Origin of the sequence: Dokdonella immobilis, from assembly GCF_900115085.1 — a bacterium.
In the GTDB taxonomy this organism is placed as follows: domain Bacteria; phylum Pseudomonadota; class Gammaproteobacteria; order Xanthomonadales; family Rhodanobacteraceae; genus Dokdonella; species Dokdonella immobilis.
Map to the genome: position 1 here is coordinate 19,518 of NZ_FOVF01000041.1, position 14,265 is coordinate 33,782.

The following is a 14,265-nucleotide window of genomic DNA, read 5'->3' on the forward strand; positions in this document are numbered from 1 at the left end:
CAATCACTTCCCTTCCAGGACAGGAGCCACAACATGACATCGTCTTCCAGCCCCACCCTGCAATTCCTCGGTGCCGCGGGCACTGTGACTGGCTCGCGCTACCTGGTTGAGGCCAACGGTCAGCGCGTGCTCGTGGACTGCGGCCTGTTCCAGGGCTACAAGCAATTGCGCGACCGCAACTGGGCTCCGTTTCCCGTCGAGCCGTCATCGATCGACGCGGTAGTCCTGACCCACGCCCACCTGGACCATTCGGGCTACTTGCCCGCACTGGTCAAACAAGGGTTCCGCGGCCGGATCCACTGCACCCATGGCAGCGTGGCCCTGTGCGGCCTGCTGCTTCCCGACAGTGGATACCTGCAGGAAGAGGATGCTAAGTATGCAGCGCGCAAAGGGTACTCCAAGCACAAGGAACCACGACCGCTTTATACCGAGGATGACGCCCGCCGCAGCCTGAAGCAGCTCAAGGGGCATGACTATGGTCGCGACATCGAGGTCGCATCAGGCGTCACGATCCGCTTCCATCCTGCCGGCCACATCCTGGGCGCTGCCCACGTCAGCCTGGACGTCCAGGGCCAGCGCCTGCACTTCAGTGGTGACCTGGGCCGGCAGCAGGAGTCTCTGATGAACCCGCCAACGCCCCTGCCCGCCTGTGACGTACTGGTCTGCGAATCCACATATGGCAATCGGGAACACGTTCCGATCGACCAGGAGGCGGAGCTGGCCCCCATCATCCGCCGCGTCGCTGCCCGTGGGGGCGTAATCGTCATTCCGGCCTTTGCCATCGGTCGCGCCCAGGCGCTCATGCTGCATATCGCCCGGTTGCGCGAGCGCAAGGACATCCCTCGCGTGCCGGTCTACCTCAACAGCCCGATGGCAATCAACGCGACCCGGCACTACCACGCCCACCATTCCGAGCACCACGTGTCCGAAGAGGACTGCCAGCGGATGTTCGACGTGGCCACCTTCGTCAACACTGTAGAAGAGTCGAAGGCGCTCAACCGCCAGCGCGGGCCGATGATCATCATCTCGGCCAGCGGCATGATCACCGGCGGGCGCGTGTTGCACCACATCGAGGCGTTCGGCCCCGATGACCGCAACGCGATCCTGCTCGCGGGCTACCAGGCCGGAGGAACACGCGGTGCCGCGCTGGCGGCAGGCAAGCGCACGTTGCGCATGTTCGGCCGCGAGGTCCCCATCCGCGCTGAAGTGGTGCAGCTGGAAGGCTTCTCCGGCCACGCCGACGCCGGGGAGTTGCTGGACTGGATGCGCACCGCGCCGTCCGCGCCGCGCGTGGTGTACCTCACCCATGGCGAGCCCGATGCAGCCGACACACTGCGCGCGCGCGTGCAGCGTGAACTGGGCTGGCGTGCGCGCGTGCCGGAGCACCTGGAGCAAGTCGGATTGGAGGATGCGAGATGACCACGCAGGCCCCGGGCCACACCCGCCTGCGCGTCACCCGTGCCGGCATCGACACCTACCAGCAGCCGGTGGTCTATATGCACCGTGACTGTGAAGTCTGCCGCTCGGAAGGCTTTGCCGCGATGACTCGCGTGAGGCTAGACGTGGGTTCGCGCACGCTGGTGGCGACGCTGAACGTGGTCGTGGACGATCGGCTCGGCCTGGACGAGGTGGCGCTCTCGGAGACCGCGTGGACGCTGCTCGATCCCATGCCCGATGTCCTTGCCCGGGTCCGGCACGCGGAACCCGCGGCGTCGGCAGGCGCGCTCCGCGCCAAGGTGTTCGGGGCACGGCTGGACGACGCGCAGTACCTCGCCCTGGTGCAGGACGTGATGGAAAGCAGGCTGTCGGACCTGGAGCTTGCCGCCTTCGTCACGGCCAGCGCGGGCGACCGCCTCGACAACGTCGAGACGACCGCGCTGACGCGGGCCATGATCGCGGTTGGCCAGCGCCTGGACTGGGGCGATGGGCCGGTGCTGGACAAGCACTGCGTCGGCGGCCTGCCGGGCAATCGCACCACCCCGATCGTGGTGGCCATCGTGGCCGCGCTGGGCTACCGCATCCCGAAGACGTCCTCGCGCGCCATCACATCGCCCGCGGGCACCGCCGACACCATGGAAGTGATGGCGCCGGTGGCGCTCGACCTGGCGGCGATGCGGCGGGTGGTGGAGCGCGAGGGCGGCTGCATCGTCTGGGGCGGCAACGTGCGCCTGAGCCCGGCCGACGACATCCTGATCCGGGTCCAGCGCCCGCTGGACTTCGATAGCGACGGACAACTGGTAGCCAGCGTGCTGTCGAAGAAGATCGCGGCGGGCTCCACCGACGTGCTGATCGACATGCCGGTGGGTCCGACCGCCAAGGTGCGCAGTGAGGCTGCGGCGGACAGCCTCGGCTCGCGGCTTGCACACACCGCCAGCGCGCTTGGATTGCAGCTGGCCATCCATCGCTCCGACGGCACCCAGCCGGTGGGTCGGGGCATCGGCCCGGCGCTCGAGGCGCACGATGTGCTCAAGGTGCTGCGCAACGCCACCGACGCACCGGCCGACCTGCGCGAACGCGCGCTTGCGCTGTCGGCGGCGCTGCTGGACATGGCACCGGGCAGCAGCACCGGCACCGGACTGGAGCGCGCGCGCAGCGTGCTGGATTCCGGGAGGGCGCTGGCCAAGTTCCTGGCGATCTGCGAAGCCCAGGGAGGCTTCCGCGAACCGGCGCGGGCGCCATTCACCGCCGACGTTCCGGCATCCGCGTCGGGCCGCATCACGGAAATCGACAACCGCAGGCTGGCCAAGCTGGCCAAGTTGGCCGGCGCACCCACATCCCCCACCGCCGGCCTGGAAACGAGTCTGCGCGTCGGCGATGCGGTCGAGCGCGGACAGCCTCTGCTGACCCTGCATGCGGAGTCTCCGGGCGAGCTGGCCTATGCGCTGGAGCACGCCGCCACCTTGCAACCCTTCGTCCTTGGAGAGGTTCCATGACCCGTGTGCTGATGCCTTTCCCGGCCGATGCAGCATTGGCCAGCACCATGAACCAGGCTATGCAGGCGCGCATTGCACCTGTGGCTTGGCGGCACTTTCCCGATGGCGAGTCGCTGGTGACCCTGGAGGACTCGCTGGCTGGCGCGGATGTGGCCATCCTGGCCAGCCTGCGCCACGCCGATGCTTTGGCCCTCCCGTTGCGTTTCGCCGCCCGAACGGCGCGCGAGTTCGGGGCGCGCTCGGTCGGCCTGATCGCGCCCTACCTGGGGTACATGCGCCAGGACAAGCGTTTCCATGGTGGTGAAGCGGTCAGCACGCCGCTGTTTGCCCAGTTCCTGGAGGAGACGTTCGACTGGCTGGTGACCGTGGACCCGCACCTGCACCGCGTCGAGCGCCTGCAGTCGCTCTACCGGATTCCGACGGCCCACGTGTCGGCGACGCCGGCCGTGGCGCGCTGGATCGCGGAGACCGTCCCCGACGCGGTGCTGATCGGACCCGACAGCGAGAGCGAGCAATGGGTCGCCGACATCGCCGCCCGCTCCGGCATGCACTGGCAGGTGCTGGCCAAGGAACGCCACGGCGACTACGACGTGCGCGTGAGCCTGCCTGACCCGGCGGCCGTGGCCGGCCGGACCCCGGTCCTGGTCGACGACATCGTGTCGTCCGGCCATACGATCCTGGAGACCCTCGCGCACCTGCGCCAGCTGTCGCTGCCGCCACCGCTGCTGGTCGCCCTCCATCCGGTGTTCGCGGGCGATGCCTACGCCCGCCTGCAGGAGGCGGGCCTGGCCCGCATCGTCAGCACCGACACCATTCCCCACCCGTCGAACGCGATCGCGCTGGGCGCCGACCTCGCCGCCGCGGCATCGACCCTGATGCGCGCTTCGACCGATTCCCCGGAGGACCCATGAACCTGCATCTCAACTGCTGCACCGCCGACCAGCTGTCGGCCGCCGAGCGCCAGCGGATCCTTGAACTGGCCGACGCCCACCGGCAGACCGATCCCGCGTTCGCCCATTGGGCTGCCGGCTACGGCGTGATCCGGCATGACCCGCTCACCCAGCTCCGGGTCCGCCAGATGGTGGACGAGCTGGTGACCCTGGGCCGCACGCCCGATGCCGGCACCGCCTGGCAGCGGCTCGCCGCGGCCGACCGCGTCACCAGCGCCGGCATGTGGCTGGTGGCGCACATGACCTACAGCCAGCGGGTCCGTACCGACGGTGCGGCCCTCGAGTCCGATGACTTCAAGATCACCCCCGAAGGCCACACCGGCGGGTCCCTCAACATGGTGCCCGCCTATGCCGGCTACCTGCTGATGGACGCCCTGGATGGCGTCACCCGCGCATGGATGATGGGCCAGGGACACTGCGTGGCCGCGATCGACGCGCTGAACGTGCTGGTTGGCAACATGACCGACCGGCACGCCGAACGTTACGACCGCACCGGCGAAGGGCTGAGCCGGTTCGTAAGCGACTTCTATGCCTACACCCTCAATCCGGACGGAACGCCGGCGTCGCCCCTCGGCTCCCACGTCAATGCGCACACCGCCGGGGGCGTGATGGAAGGCGGCTATCTCGGCTTTGCCGAGCTGCAGTACGTGCATGCGCCGCTCAAGGATGAACGCCTGGTCGCCTTCCTCAGCGACGGTGCGTTCGAGGAACAGCGTGGCAGCGACTGGGCGCCACGCTGGTGGCGCGCCGAGGACAGCGGACTGGTCAGCCCGATCATCATCCTCAACGGGCGCCGCATCGAACAGCGCAGCCAGATCACCCAGCAGGGCGGCGAGCGGTGGCTGGACCGGCACCTGCGATTGAACGGCTTTGATCCGATCGCGCTGGACGGGCGCGATCCGGCCAGCATCGCGTGGGGCATCCACGTGATGGAGTCGCGCCTGCAAGCGGGCGCCGCTGTTCCCGCCGACGTGCGGCTGCCCTATGGCATCGCCGAAACCGTCAAGGGCTTCGGCTTCCCCGGCGCCGGGACCAACGCCTCGCACAACTTGCCGCTGCCGGGGAATCCGGCGAAGGATGCCGCGGCGCGCACGCTCTTCAATGAAGGCGCAGCGGCGCTGTTCGTGGCCGCGTCGGAGCTCGAGCAGGCCGTTGCCGCACTCAACAGCCACGATCTCCAGCAGCGGGTGCGCGAGCGCGACCATGCGCTGGCCGATCGCCAGGTGGAACCGCCCCGCGTCCCGGCGATCGCCGACCGCGGCGCCGGCGGTGAGAGCTCGCCAATGACCGCACTCGACGAGCAGTTCGTCGCCATCGCCGAGGCGAATCCGGGACTGCGGGTGCGCGTGGGCAATCCCGATGAGCTGCGCAGCAACAAGCTCGACCGGACCCTGGACGCGATGAAGCACCGGGTGCACGAGCCCGAGCCCGGCGTCGCCGAATCGCCAACCGGCGCGGTCATCACTGCGCTCAACGAAGAAGCCGTGGTCTGCGCGGCGCTCGGCAACAAGGGCGGGCTAAACTTGGTGGTCACCTACGAGGCGTTTGCACCGAAGATGCTCGGCGCCGTACGTCAGGAACTGATCTTCGCCCGCCACCAGGCCCAGGCCGGGCGCCCACCCGGCTGGCTGGGCGTGCCCCTGGTGCTGACCTCGCACACGTGGGAGAACGCGAAGAACGAACAGTCCCACCAGGATCCGACCATGGCCGAGGCACTCATGGGCGAAATGGCCGACATTTCGCGCGTGGTGTTCCCGCCGGACGCCAATGGCGCTGCCGCCGCCCTCGCCCGCGCCTACGCGCAACGGGGCACGGTCACCACACTGGTCGTTCCCAAGCGTCCGGTGCCTCATGAGCTGACCCCGCAGCAGGCCCAGGCACTGGCCGAGACCGGCGCAACATGCCTCGCCGGCGATCCGGAGACGGCGGCGATCCTGCTGGTGGCCACCGGCGCGTACCAGCTGCAGGAAGTGCGCCGCGCACAGGCGCGTCTGGCCGCACGCGGAATGTCGGCCGCGATCGTCTATCTCGCCGAACCCGGCCGATTTCGCGCCCCGCGCGATCCGGAGGAGGCAAGGTACGTGCACTCCGACAGTGCGGTCCAAGCGCTGTTTCCGGTGGGCCGGCCGCGCGTATTCGTTACCCACACCCGTCCGGAGCCCTTCCTCGGTGCGCTGCGCCGACTCGACACCGGCCCCACCACCACCGCGGCGCTGGGCTTCGTCAACCGGGGCGGCACACTGGACGTGCCGGGCCTGCTGTTCGCCAACCGCAGCACCTGGGCGCACGTGGTTGACGCGGCTGCGGGCGTCCTCGGCGAGTCCCGCGACAACCTGCTGTCCGAAGCGGAGCTGGCGGCCGTGGATGGTCGCGGCGATCCGACCGCCATCCTGCGCGCGGAAGCGGGGCCGGCATCGTGAGCCGGCCGGCCAGGACCTCGCGCTGATGGCGGGCACGGTGCGCCGCGGAGGCCAGATCGCCTGGGCCGGACTGACTCTCGGGGTCGCGGTGTTGCGCCTGCGCCGACGCAGACCCGAACGGCTTCCCGCGTACGTCAGCGCCACCCTGGTGGGGCTGGGTACCACCTTCGTCAAGCTGGGCCAGGGTTTGAGCCTGCGCTGGGACCTGCTGCCGGCGCCCTATCGCGAGGCATTGTCGCGGTTGCACAGCGACGTGCCGGCATTTCCTGCGGACCAGGCCAGACACATGGTCGAGCAGGCGTTCGGCGCCTCCGTCGAAGAGCTTTTCGCCAGCTTCGATGACCATCCGCTGGCCGCCGCGTCGGTGGCTCAGATCCATCCGGCACGCATGCATGACGGTCGCGACGTGGTCGTCAAGGTCACCCGGCCCGGCATCCACGCTCAAGTGCAGGCTGACCTGCGGCTGCTTCGACGCACGCTGCGCGTAGCCCAGTGGATCTGGCCGCCTCTGAAGCGACACCGCCCCCTCGAACTGGTGGACGAGCTGGGCGCATTCCTGCGCGATGAAATCGACATGCGTCACGAGGCGCAGAACATGCGCCGCATGGCGAAGGTGCTCGATGCCCTGCCAGGCATCACACAGCCACATGTCGTTGAGCCCTACGCCACCCGCGACGTGCTGGTCCAGGATCGTAGCCACGGCACCCGCCTGGAAGCCGCTTATGGAACGGCGGCGGCTCCCGCACTGGCAAGGGCGCTGCTCGGTGCCTACGTGCATCAGCTCTTCGGCGCCGGCGTCTTCCATGCCGACCCGCACCCGGGGAATCTGTTCTTCTTTGACGACGGTCGCCTGTGCCTGCATGACTTTGGCTCGATCGGCGTGCTCGACCCTGCATCCCGGCTCGCGCTCGGCGGCATGGTCGAGGCCATTGCGGCCGACGACGCCGAGGGCGTGCTGGATGCAGCGATCGCCATGGGCTTCTTCCCGCCGCAGGTCGACCGCCGCTCGCATGTGCGCGAGATCCACCTGATCCTGGCCGAGATGGCCAGCCGTCCGCTGGCGCAGTGGTCCATTGCCGAGGCAATCTGGCGCGTGGCACGCATTGGGCAGGGCGCTGGCTTCCGGCTTCCGGCCCACCTGCTGTCCCTGATCCGGACGCTGTTCCTGGTCGAGAACACGCTGCGGGCGCTGGATCCGGATCTGGACCTGCTGGGGACGCTGTCCGCGCAGGCGGCCGCGATCGCCGACATTGCCGAAGCCAGCCGCCCCAGCGGCAACAGGCCGCTTGCCATGCGGCTGGCCCGCACTGCGCGCCAACTGCCACAGATCGCCACCGACCTGTTGCGGCAGGCGCAACTGAGCGACGGACGACCCGCCTTCTCCGTACACCACCATGGCCTGAGTTCCACGCAGGAGGCAATCGCGCGCACGGGCAACCGGCTGGCGTTGGCCCTGGTCACCTTGGGCCTGTACGTAAGCGGTGCGCTGTTGAGCCTGCATTCCGACGGCCCGCAAGTGTTCGGTCACATGCCTTTCCTGGCGATCGTGGCCTTCGCTGCTGCGGGATTGCTCTCACTGCGGCTGGTGATGGCCATCGCCAGATCGGGACACTTGTAACAGAACACTGATCTATCTCCCCGCTGGTGCCCGGTGCATCAGTGCATTCAGGAAGGCAGACCCATGACGCAACGCAATCATCATCATCAAGATCATCAGGCGCACGGCGAGCAACCGCCGCATCCCCGCACGGGTGCTGAAGGTGACGTCCATGCCGGGCACGACAAGCATGCCGGCCACAGCGTGGCGAGCTTCCGCGACAAGTTCTGGTTCACGCTGCTGCTGACCATCCCCACTCTGATCTGGAGCGGGATGATCCAGCATTGGTTCGACTACACCGCACCACAGTTCCCGGGGTCGGCGTACATCCCGGCGGTGTTCGGCACGATCGTGTACTTCTACGGCGGCTGGCCGTTCCTCCGCGGCGGATACCACGAGCTGAGAAATCGCCTGCCGGGCATGATGACGCTGATCTCGCTTGCGATCACCGTCGCCTTCCTTTACAGCGCGTTGGTCACGCTCGGCGTTGTCGAGGGCTTGGACCTGTGGTGGGAGCTGGCGACGCTGGTGGCGATCATGTTGCTCGGCCACTGGATCGAGATGCGTTCGATCAACCAGGCACAGGGCGCTCTCAAGGAACTCGCGAAGCTGCTGCCTGATATGGCGGTGCGGTTGGATGAGGCCGGTACCGCGAAGGAAGTCCCTGTCGCGGAACTGAAGCGCGGCGACCTGCTGCTCATCAGGCCCGGCGCGAGCATTCCCGCCGACGGCGTCGTGAAGGAAGGGACCAGCGCCGTCAACGAAGCGATGATCACCGGCGAGTCCAAGCCGATGGACAAGTCGACGGGCGACCGGGTGATCGCCGGCACCGTCAACGGACAGGGCTCGTTGCGTGTCGAGGTGACGGGAACCGGCGACGAGACCGCGCTCGCGGGTATCATGCGGCTCGTCGAGCAGGCCCAGACGTCGCGCTCGCGCGCCCAGGCCCTGGCGGACCGGGCGGCGTTCTACCTCACGATCATCGCCATCGTCTCCGCCGCGGTTACCGCCATTGTCTGGCCACTCCTCGGTCGACCGTGGAGCTTCACGATCGAGCGCGTAGTGACCGTGCTCGTGATCGCCTGTCCCCATGCGCTGGGCCTGGCCATTCCGCTGGTGACCGCCATCTCGACCACGATTGGCGCACGGAACGGCCTGCTCGTGCGCGATCGACGCGGCCTGGAAGAGGCCCGTTTGCTGAACACGGTCGTGTTCGACAAGACAGGCACGCTCACCCTCGGTTCGCACCGCGTCGTGAAGACCACTGCCGCCGATGGACTCACCGACGACGAGGTGCTTCGCGTGGCCGCGTCGGTCCAGCGCGACGCTGAACATCCGATCGCGCAGGCGCTGATGACCAGCGCCAAGGAACATGGCATCGACGTTCCGATGTCGCAGGACTTCGAGTCCATGCCGGGACGCGGCGTGCGCGCAGTCGTCGAGGAGCGCTCGCTTCACGTTGGCGGGCCGGGTCTGTTGAGAATGCTCGCGGTCGAACCGCCGGAGACGCTTCGGCGGGCTGCCGAATCAGCGGCAGCCGATGGTCAATCTGCAACCTACCTGGTGGAAGGCGACCGGGTGCTCGCCGTATTTGCGATCGCGGATGCCATCCGTCCCGAATCGTTCGACGCGGTCAAGCGGCTGCACGACGAAGGACTGGAGGTTGTCCTGCTGACGGGTGATTCCACGGCGGTCGCAAACGCGGTCGCGAAGGAACTCAACATCGACACCGTCTTCGCCGAGGTATTGCCCGAGGACAAGGTGGCAAAGATCGAGGAGCTGCAGGCCCAGGGCAAGCGCGTCGCGATGGTGGGTGACGGTGTCAATGACGCTCCGGCGCTGCTCACGTCCGACGTCGGCATCGCCATCGGCACAGGGACGGACGTCGCGGTCGAGGCCGGCGACGTCGTACTCGTGCGCAGCGACCCGCGCGACGTGCCAGCGATCATCGAATTGAGCAAGGCCACCTATCGCAAGATGATCCAGAACCTGTGGTGGGCCGCCGGCTACAACATCGTCGCCATCCCTCTCGCCGCTGGCGTTCTCGCCGCATGGGGGATCCTGCTGCAACCTGCGCTTGGGGCAGTGCTCATGTCGCTGAGCACCGTCGTTGTGGCAATCAATGCGCAGTTGTTGCGCCGGGCGGTGCGGTCCCCATGAACATGATTCGGGGACACCTGTGACCACGCGCCGGCTTCTTGCACTCAACGTTGGCTCGTCCACCCTCAAGGGCGCGTCCTATCTGTTCAACACTGAGGGACACGGCGCGCAGTCTCGTCTGCTCGAGCGCTCCCGGGCCGAAATTCCAGTCGGCGTGGATGCGCAGGAGCGCCTTGCCACCCTGCTCGAGGCATTGTCGGAGCCGTGGCCCAGCCCCGACGTGGTGGTGCACCGAATCGTACATGGCGGTGACCTGCACGACGCCCGCGAGCTCGACGAAACCGTGCTCGCGAAACTGGATGCATTGGTGCCGTTCGCACCCTTGCACCAGCCGGTAGCCCTCGCTTTCGCGCGTGCCGCGCGCATGCGTTGGCCGCACGCGCGCCAAGGCGTGGCCTTCGACACCGACTTCCACGCGTCGCTCGCGCCCTGGAGCCGGCGCTTGCCTGTCCCTGAAGCATGGGATGCGCTGGGCATCCGCCGCTACGGTTTCCATGGACTCGCCTTTGCCTCCGCGCTCCGCATAGTGGCCAGCCACGACGCTGGAATCCTGAAGGGCCGCGCTGTCTTCGCGCATCTGGGGGGTGGCTGCAGCGTCTGCGCCGTCGAGGGCGGCCGCAGCCGCGACACCACCATGGCGCTCACTCCGCTGGGTGGAATCCCGAGCCCTACCCGCTCCGGAGATCTCGATCCCGGCGCATTGCTGTATCTGCTACGGCACGAGCGTCTGGATGCGCAGGCACTTGAAGATGGCCTTATCGCAGTGCAGGCCTTGCCGGAATCGCCGGGCATGGCGACATGCGCGTGTTGCTGGCCGATCCCGGCCCGCAGGCCCAGCTCGCCGTGGAGCTGTTTGCAGTCCGGATCGCGCAGTCCATCGCGGCCATGGCCACGGGAATCGGCGGACTCGACCATGTCGTCTTTTCCGGCGGCATCGGCCACCGCGCGCCCGGTCTGCGGGCGCGGATCATCGCGCGCCTGGGCTGGCTTGGCTTGGCGCTGGCGCCTTGCGCCAACGATGCTGGAGCCACGCGGATCGATGGTGGAAGCGGGCCAGCCATCTGGAACGTCGCGATCGATGAGGAACGCGAGCTGGCCGAATCGGCACTGGCCTGGCTGTAAGCCCCGGCACATCGCCAGGGCCAGCTCAAGCCAGGATCACTCGTCGATCAGTGGCGTCGTGAGCACCGCTGCGAATCCACCACCGGGGGTGCGCATGTTCGTGGTTTGGCCGTGGTACAGCCTGGCCGCGAACAACAGCACACCCGCCTCAGACGCAAAGCAGCGCACGTCGGCCTTGAGAAACTGGCCCCCATGCACGATCCGCATGCTCGGTGGCGCGAAGGTCTGTGCGATGTAGGTCGCCGACGCCATGGACTCCCACGTCCGCCGGGTGAGCTTGTCGCCCCGATAGCTCCCTCGGCTGCCGAACCCTGCTGCAGGCTTGAAGAAGTAGCCGTTGCGCGCTGCCCACAGCGCATCCCGGTTCCCGGGCACGACTTCAACCGTGGGCGGGATCACCTGTGCCAACAGGGCGGTCGAACCCGCATCGACCCCGAACCCGCCAAGCAGAACAGGGTCTCCCAGCACCGCGAGGTTGCGCTTGTCGGCGAACAGCGCGTGCGCACGCGGATGCGGTGTCAGCGCCACTTCCCCTGCGAGGTAAGCCTGACGAAGGTCTGTATGTGACGCTTCCTCAAGCGCGAAATCGGTCAACCGGTTGTAGACCATGTCGATCCGGCCGTGCGCATCTGCAAGCCCGTCCGGACCAAACTTCAGTTCCTCGGGTGCGCGTATCACGCAGTCCACGCCATGCTCCCGGAATGCGCCCGCGTACAGCTCGAACTCGGGGTAGAGGAACTGCTCCCGCGGGGCGCTGTCCACGATGGCCAGACGCGACGGCATACGGCCGGACTGCTGCCGGGCGTCCTCCAGCCAGGCGATGATAGCCATGTTGCTAGCGTTGGCCCCCGTTGTCCAAGTGGTCCACGCATCCGGTGCGCAGGCCTGCACGGCATCGACCAGCATTGCATTGAGAAGCAGCCCGCCGGGATTGGTGTTGACCTCAATCAGCCGCGGGCCGTCGACTGTCAAGTGAAAGTCCAGCCCCAGGACTCCACCCGCCGACCCTGGCTCATGGGTCGCGATGTCGGGGGCCCATTGCAGGACGTGCTGGCGATATCGCGGATTTGCTGCGACGTCGAAGACCGTCGCCGCGACTCGCCCCATGGCGTCCAGCGCCGCGCGATCAACGAACAGGGCATACGGGGAAAACAGGTGGGCGTGCACGGATGGATCGGCCGTGAACTCCGGAAAGGCAGACCGGATCGACTCGTGCAAACTGAAAACGTCAACCACTTCGCACGCACATCGCTGGTTGAGCTGCGCACCTACCGAGGTGGCACAGTCGAGATCGCAGCCTGCCTGTGCAGTCATTATCGAAGTCCGGTCAACCACAACATGAATTGTGCTGTTGGATCGGCGGGCATGGCACTGTTCCGAACGAGCAGAACACACAGCAGTCGCCTTGATTCGGCCGCAAGACCACTCCACAGCCCGTGCACTCGTAGAAAAATTGGCACGCTGTGACTGGCATTGTCTCGGTCGCCCGATGGCCGCACTCCGGGCAGGTCAAGATGCTTTCTAGCTCGACGTCACTCACCGTCAGCCCGCGCATTGGCCGGGAAGCCTGCTTCTGTGACTGCGCGCGCGATTCTAGATGTATCCGTCCGGCTCGTGTCGAACGTCACCGTGACTGTTTCTGCCCGCGTGTCAACCTTCGTCTCGGTGACGCCAGGCACCTTCTCCAGCGCCTTCCTGATGGTGATGCCGCAGGCGGGACAGGTCATGTTCTCGGCATCGAACACCACGGTCGCGGGCGTCGCCGCCAGGGCGGCCCCGACCGAGAGAGCAGCCACGAGGGCCAGTATCCACTTGCGCATTGCGCCTCCTACAGAATCCAGACGATGTAATAGGGAAACAGCAGCAACAGGACGATGAGGACTGTCGCCAACCAGAGCCAACGCCGCCTCCTTCGCAGGGTGTCCGGCTCGACGCAACTGCCATCCACACCGCAATGTGACGCCGGCCGATACAGCATCCAGAACGCCACCGCCAAGGACACTACGGCGGCGGCACTGAACCAAGGCCTCAAGGGATCCAGGGCCGTAAGGGTGCTGATCCAAGCGCCGCTGATCCCCATGAACACCAGTACCAGTGGCACGACGCAACAGACGGACGCGCCAATGGCGGCGATGCTCGCGCCAACGATGGCCGGAACAGAAGATTTAGCGGGAGTTGCTTGCATCCGGGCATACTAATCTCCGTACCCGGGTACGGAGTCAAGCTATGCGTCCAAACACGTTCACGATCAGCCGCTTGGCAGCGGCTGCCGATGTGCACGTCGAAACCGTGCGCTACTACCAGCGCCGCAAGCTGCTGCATCAGCCCGCGCGACCGAGCGGAGGCGTGCGTCGCTACGGCGAAAGCGACGTGAATCGGCTTCGGTTCATACGGCACGCTCAGAAGATGGGATTCAGCCTCGACGAGATCGCTGGCTTACTACAGATTACAGGCAAGCATTCTTGCGAGCAGACCCGCCAGTTGACCGAGCGAAAGCTCGTCGATGTCCGCCTACGAATCCGCGAGTTGAGGAATCTGGAGAGGGACCTCGAACAGAAGGTAGCGCGGTGCGCCCGAGTTCCGGCGGGAGAGTGCTGCCCAACCCTCGATTTTCTGGAGCGGCCAAGAAAGCCAGCTGCGACAGGCAGTTAGCTCACTTTCGGCCCGTTTTTACACGAATCCCTGCCGACCCTCGTGCTCAGTCGCGCCGCCCGCGCCGCGGTCAAACGCGGCGAGCGGTGTTGCTGCTCGTTGAAAATTGACCATAAATCGAGGGTTCTGCTCGCTGAAAATTGACCAGGGTGTTCTGACCTAACCTGCCGGCCTTTTGGACCGGCAGGGAGACGAGGTGCACACCATGGCAACGTACGCAAAGGTGCGACGGATGCGGCTCCGCGAGGGGCTGTCGACTAGTGAGATCGCCAGACGGACGAGTCTGTCGAGGAATACGATCAAGGCGTGGCTGCGGGAGTCAACCCGCAGGGAGTTGAGTTACCGGCGCGAGGCGGGCTCGAAGAAGCTCGATGATCATCGAGAGTGGTTGCGACAGGCGCTTGAGATCGATGCCCGTCGGCCGAGAAAGG

General features: G+C 66.9%; 11 protein-coding genes and 2 pseudogenes. 9 read left to right on the forward strand and 4 right to left on the reverse strand.

Annotated elements, in window-relative coordinates:
* The first annotated feature begins 33 nt into the window (after positions 1-33).
* The 8 genes and pseudogenes from BM125_RS18200 to BM125_RS20875 all read left to right on the forward strand — a co-directional run.
* Entirely contained in the window at positions 34-1,419 is a 1,386-nt protein-coding gene (locus BM125_RS18200) for an MBL fold metallo-hydrolase RNA specificity domain-containing protein (protein WP_092410651.1), read from the forward strand.
* Positions 1,416-2,933 (forward strand): thymidine phosphorylase family protein, encoded by a 1,518-nt coding sequence (locus BM125_RS18205; protein WP_092410653.1) that lies wholly within the window; start codon positions 1,416-1,418, stop codon positions 2,931-2,933. The genes BM125_RS18200 and BM125_RS18205 overlap by 4 nt, the downstream gene beginning before the upstream one ends.
* Positions 2,930-3,844 carry a ribose-phosphate diphosphokinase gene (locus tag BM125_RS18210; RefSeq protein ID WP_024867878.1) on the forward strand — a complete coding sequence of 305 codons (915 nt, stop codon included), beginning with the start codon at positions 2,930-2,932 and terminating at the stop codon, positions 3,842-3,844. Before BM125_RS18205 ends, BM125_RS18210 begins: the two co-directional genes overlap by 4 nt.
* The gene (locus tag BM125_RS18215; RefSeq protein WP_245778987.1) at positions 3,841-6,303 is read left to right on the forward strand and encodes a phosphoketolase family protein; all 2,463 of its coding nucleotides are present in this window, start codon (positions 3,841-3,843) and stop codon (positions 6,301-6,303) included. Before BM125_RS18210 ends, BM125_RS18215 begins: the two co-directional genes overlap by 4 nt.
* Positions 6,248-7,921, forward strand: coding sequence for an ABC1 kinase family protein (locus BM125_RS18220; RefSeq protein WP_245778988.1), 1,674 nt, complete (start codon positions 6,248-6,250; stop codon positions 7,919-7,921). Before BM125_RS18215 ends, BM125_RS18220 begins: the two co-directional genes overlap by 56 nt.
* 63 nt (positions 7,922-7,984) lie before the next feature.
* Positions 7,985-10,060: a heavy metal translocating P-type ATPase gene (locus BM125_RS18225; protein ID WP_224743841.1), complete on the forward strand. Its 2,076-nt coding sequence runs from the start codon at positions 7,985-7,987 to the stop codon at positions 10,058-10,060.
* A pseudogene (locus tag BM125_RS21030) lies at positions 10,023-10,751 on the forward strand (hypothetical protein); the annotation flags it as partial. The gene BM125_RS18225 and the pseudogene BM125_RS21030, both read left to right, overlap by 38 nt.
* An 83-nt stretch (positions 10,752-10,834) precedes the next feature.
* Positions 10,835-11,182: pseudogene (locus BM125_RS20875) on the forward strand (acetate/propionate family kinase); the annotation flags it as partial.
* A 36-nt stretch (positions 11,183-11,218) separates the two neighbouring features.
* Here BM125_RS20875 and BM125_RS18240 read toward each other — a convergent pair.
* From BM125_RS18240 to BM125_RS18255, 4 genes are read right to left on the reverse strand one after another with little or no spacing between them, the layout of a single operon-like run.
* Positions 11,219-12,496 carry a hypothetical protein gene (locus tag BM125_RS18240; RefSeq protein WP_245778989.1) on the reverse strand — a complete coding sequence of 426 codons (1,278 nt, stop codon included), beginning with the start codon at positions 12,494-12,496 and terminating at the stop codon, positions 11,219-11,221.
* 13 nt (positions 12,497-12,509) lie between these two features.
* Positions 12,510-12,737: a GDCCVxC domain-containing (seleno)protein gene (locus BM125_RS20765; protein WP_425429642.1), complete on the reverse strand. Its 228-nt coding sequence runs from the start codon at positions 12,735-12,737 to the stop codon at positions 12,510-12,512.
* Positions 12,715-13,002 (reverse strand): heavy-metal-associated domain-containing protein, encoded by a 288-nt coding sequence (locus BM125_RS18250; RefSeq protein WP_092410657.1) that lies wholly within the window; start codon positions 13,000-13,002, stop codon positions 12,715-12,717. The genes BM125_RS20765 and BM125_RS18250 overlap by 23 nt, the downstream gene beginning before the upstream one ends.
* An 8-nt stretch (positions 13,003-13,010) precedes the next feature.
* Positions 13,011-13,367, reverse strand: a complete 357-nt coding sequence (locus BM125_RS18255) for a mercuric transporter MerT family protein (RefSeq protein ID WP_092410659.1) — start codon at positions 13,365-13,367, stop codon at positions 13,011-13,013.
* 41 nt (positions 13,368-13,408) lie between these two features.
* Here BM125_RS18255 and BM125_RS18260 point away from each other — a divergent pair, with 41 nt between their 5' ends.
* Complete coding sequence (locus BM125_RS18260; protein ID WP_092410661.1) at positions 13,409-13,834, forward strand: MerR family transcriptional regulator; 426 nt, start codon at positions 13,409-13,411, stop codon at positions 13,832-13,834.
* The last annotated feature ends 431 nt before the right edge of the window (positions 13,835-14,265 follow it).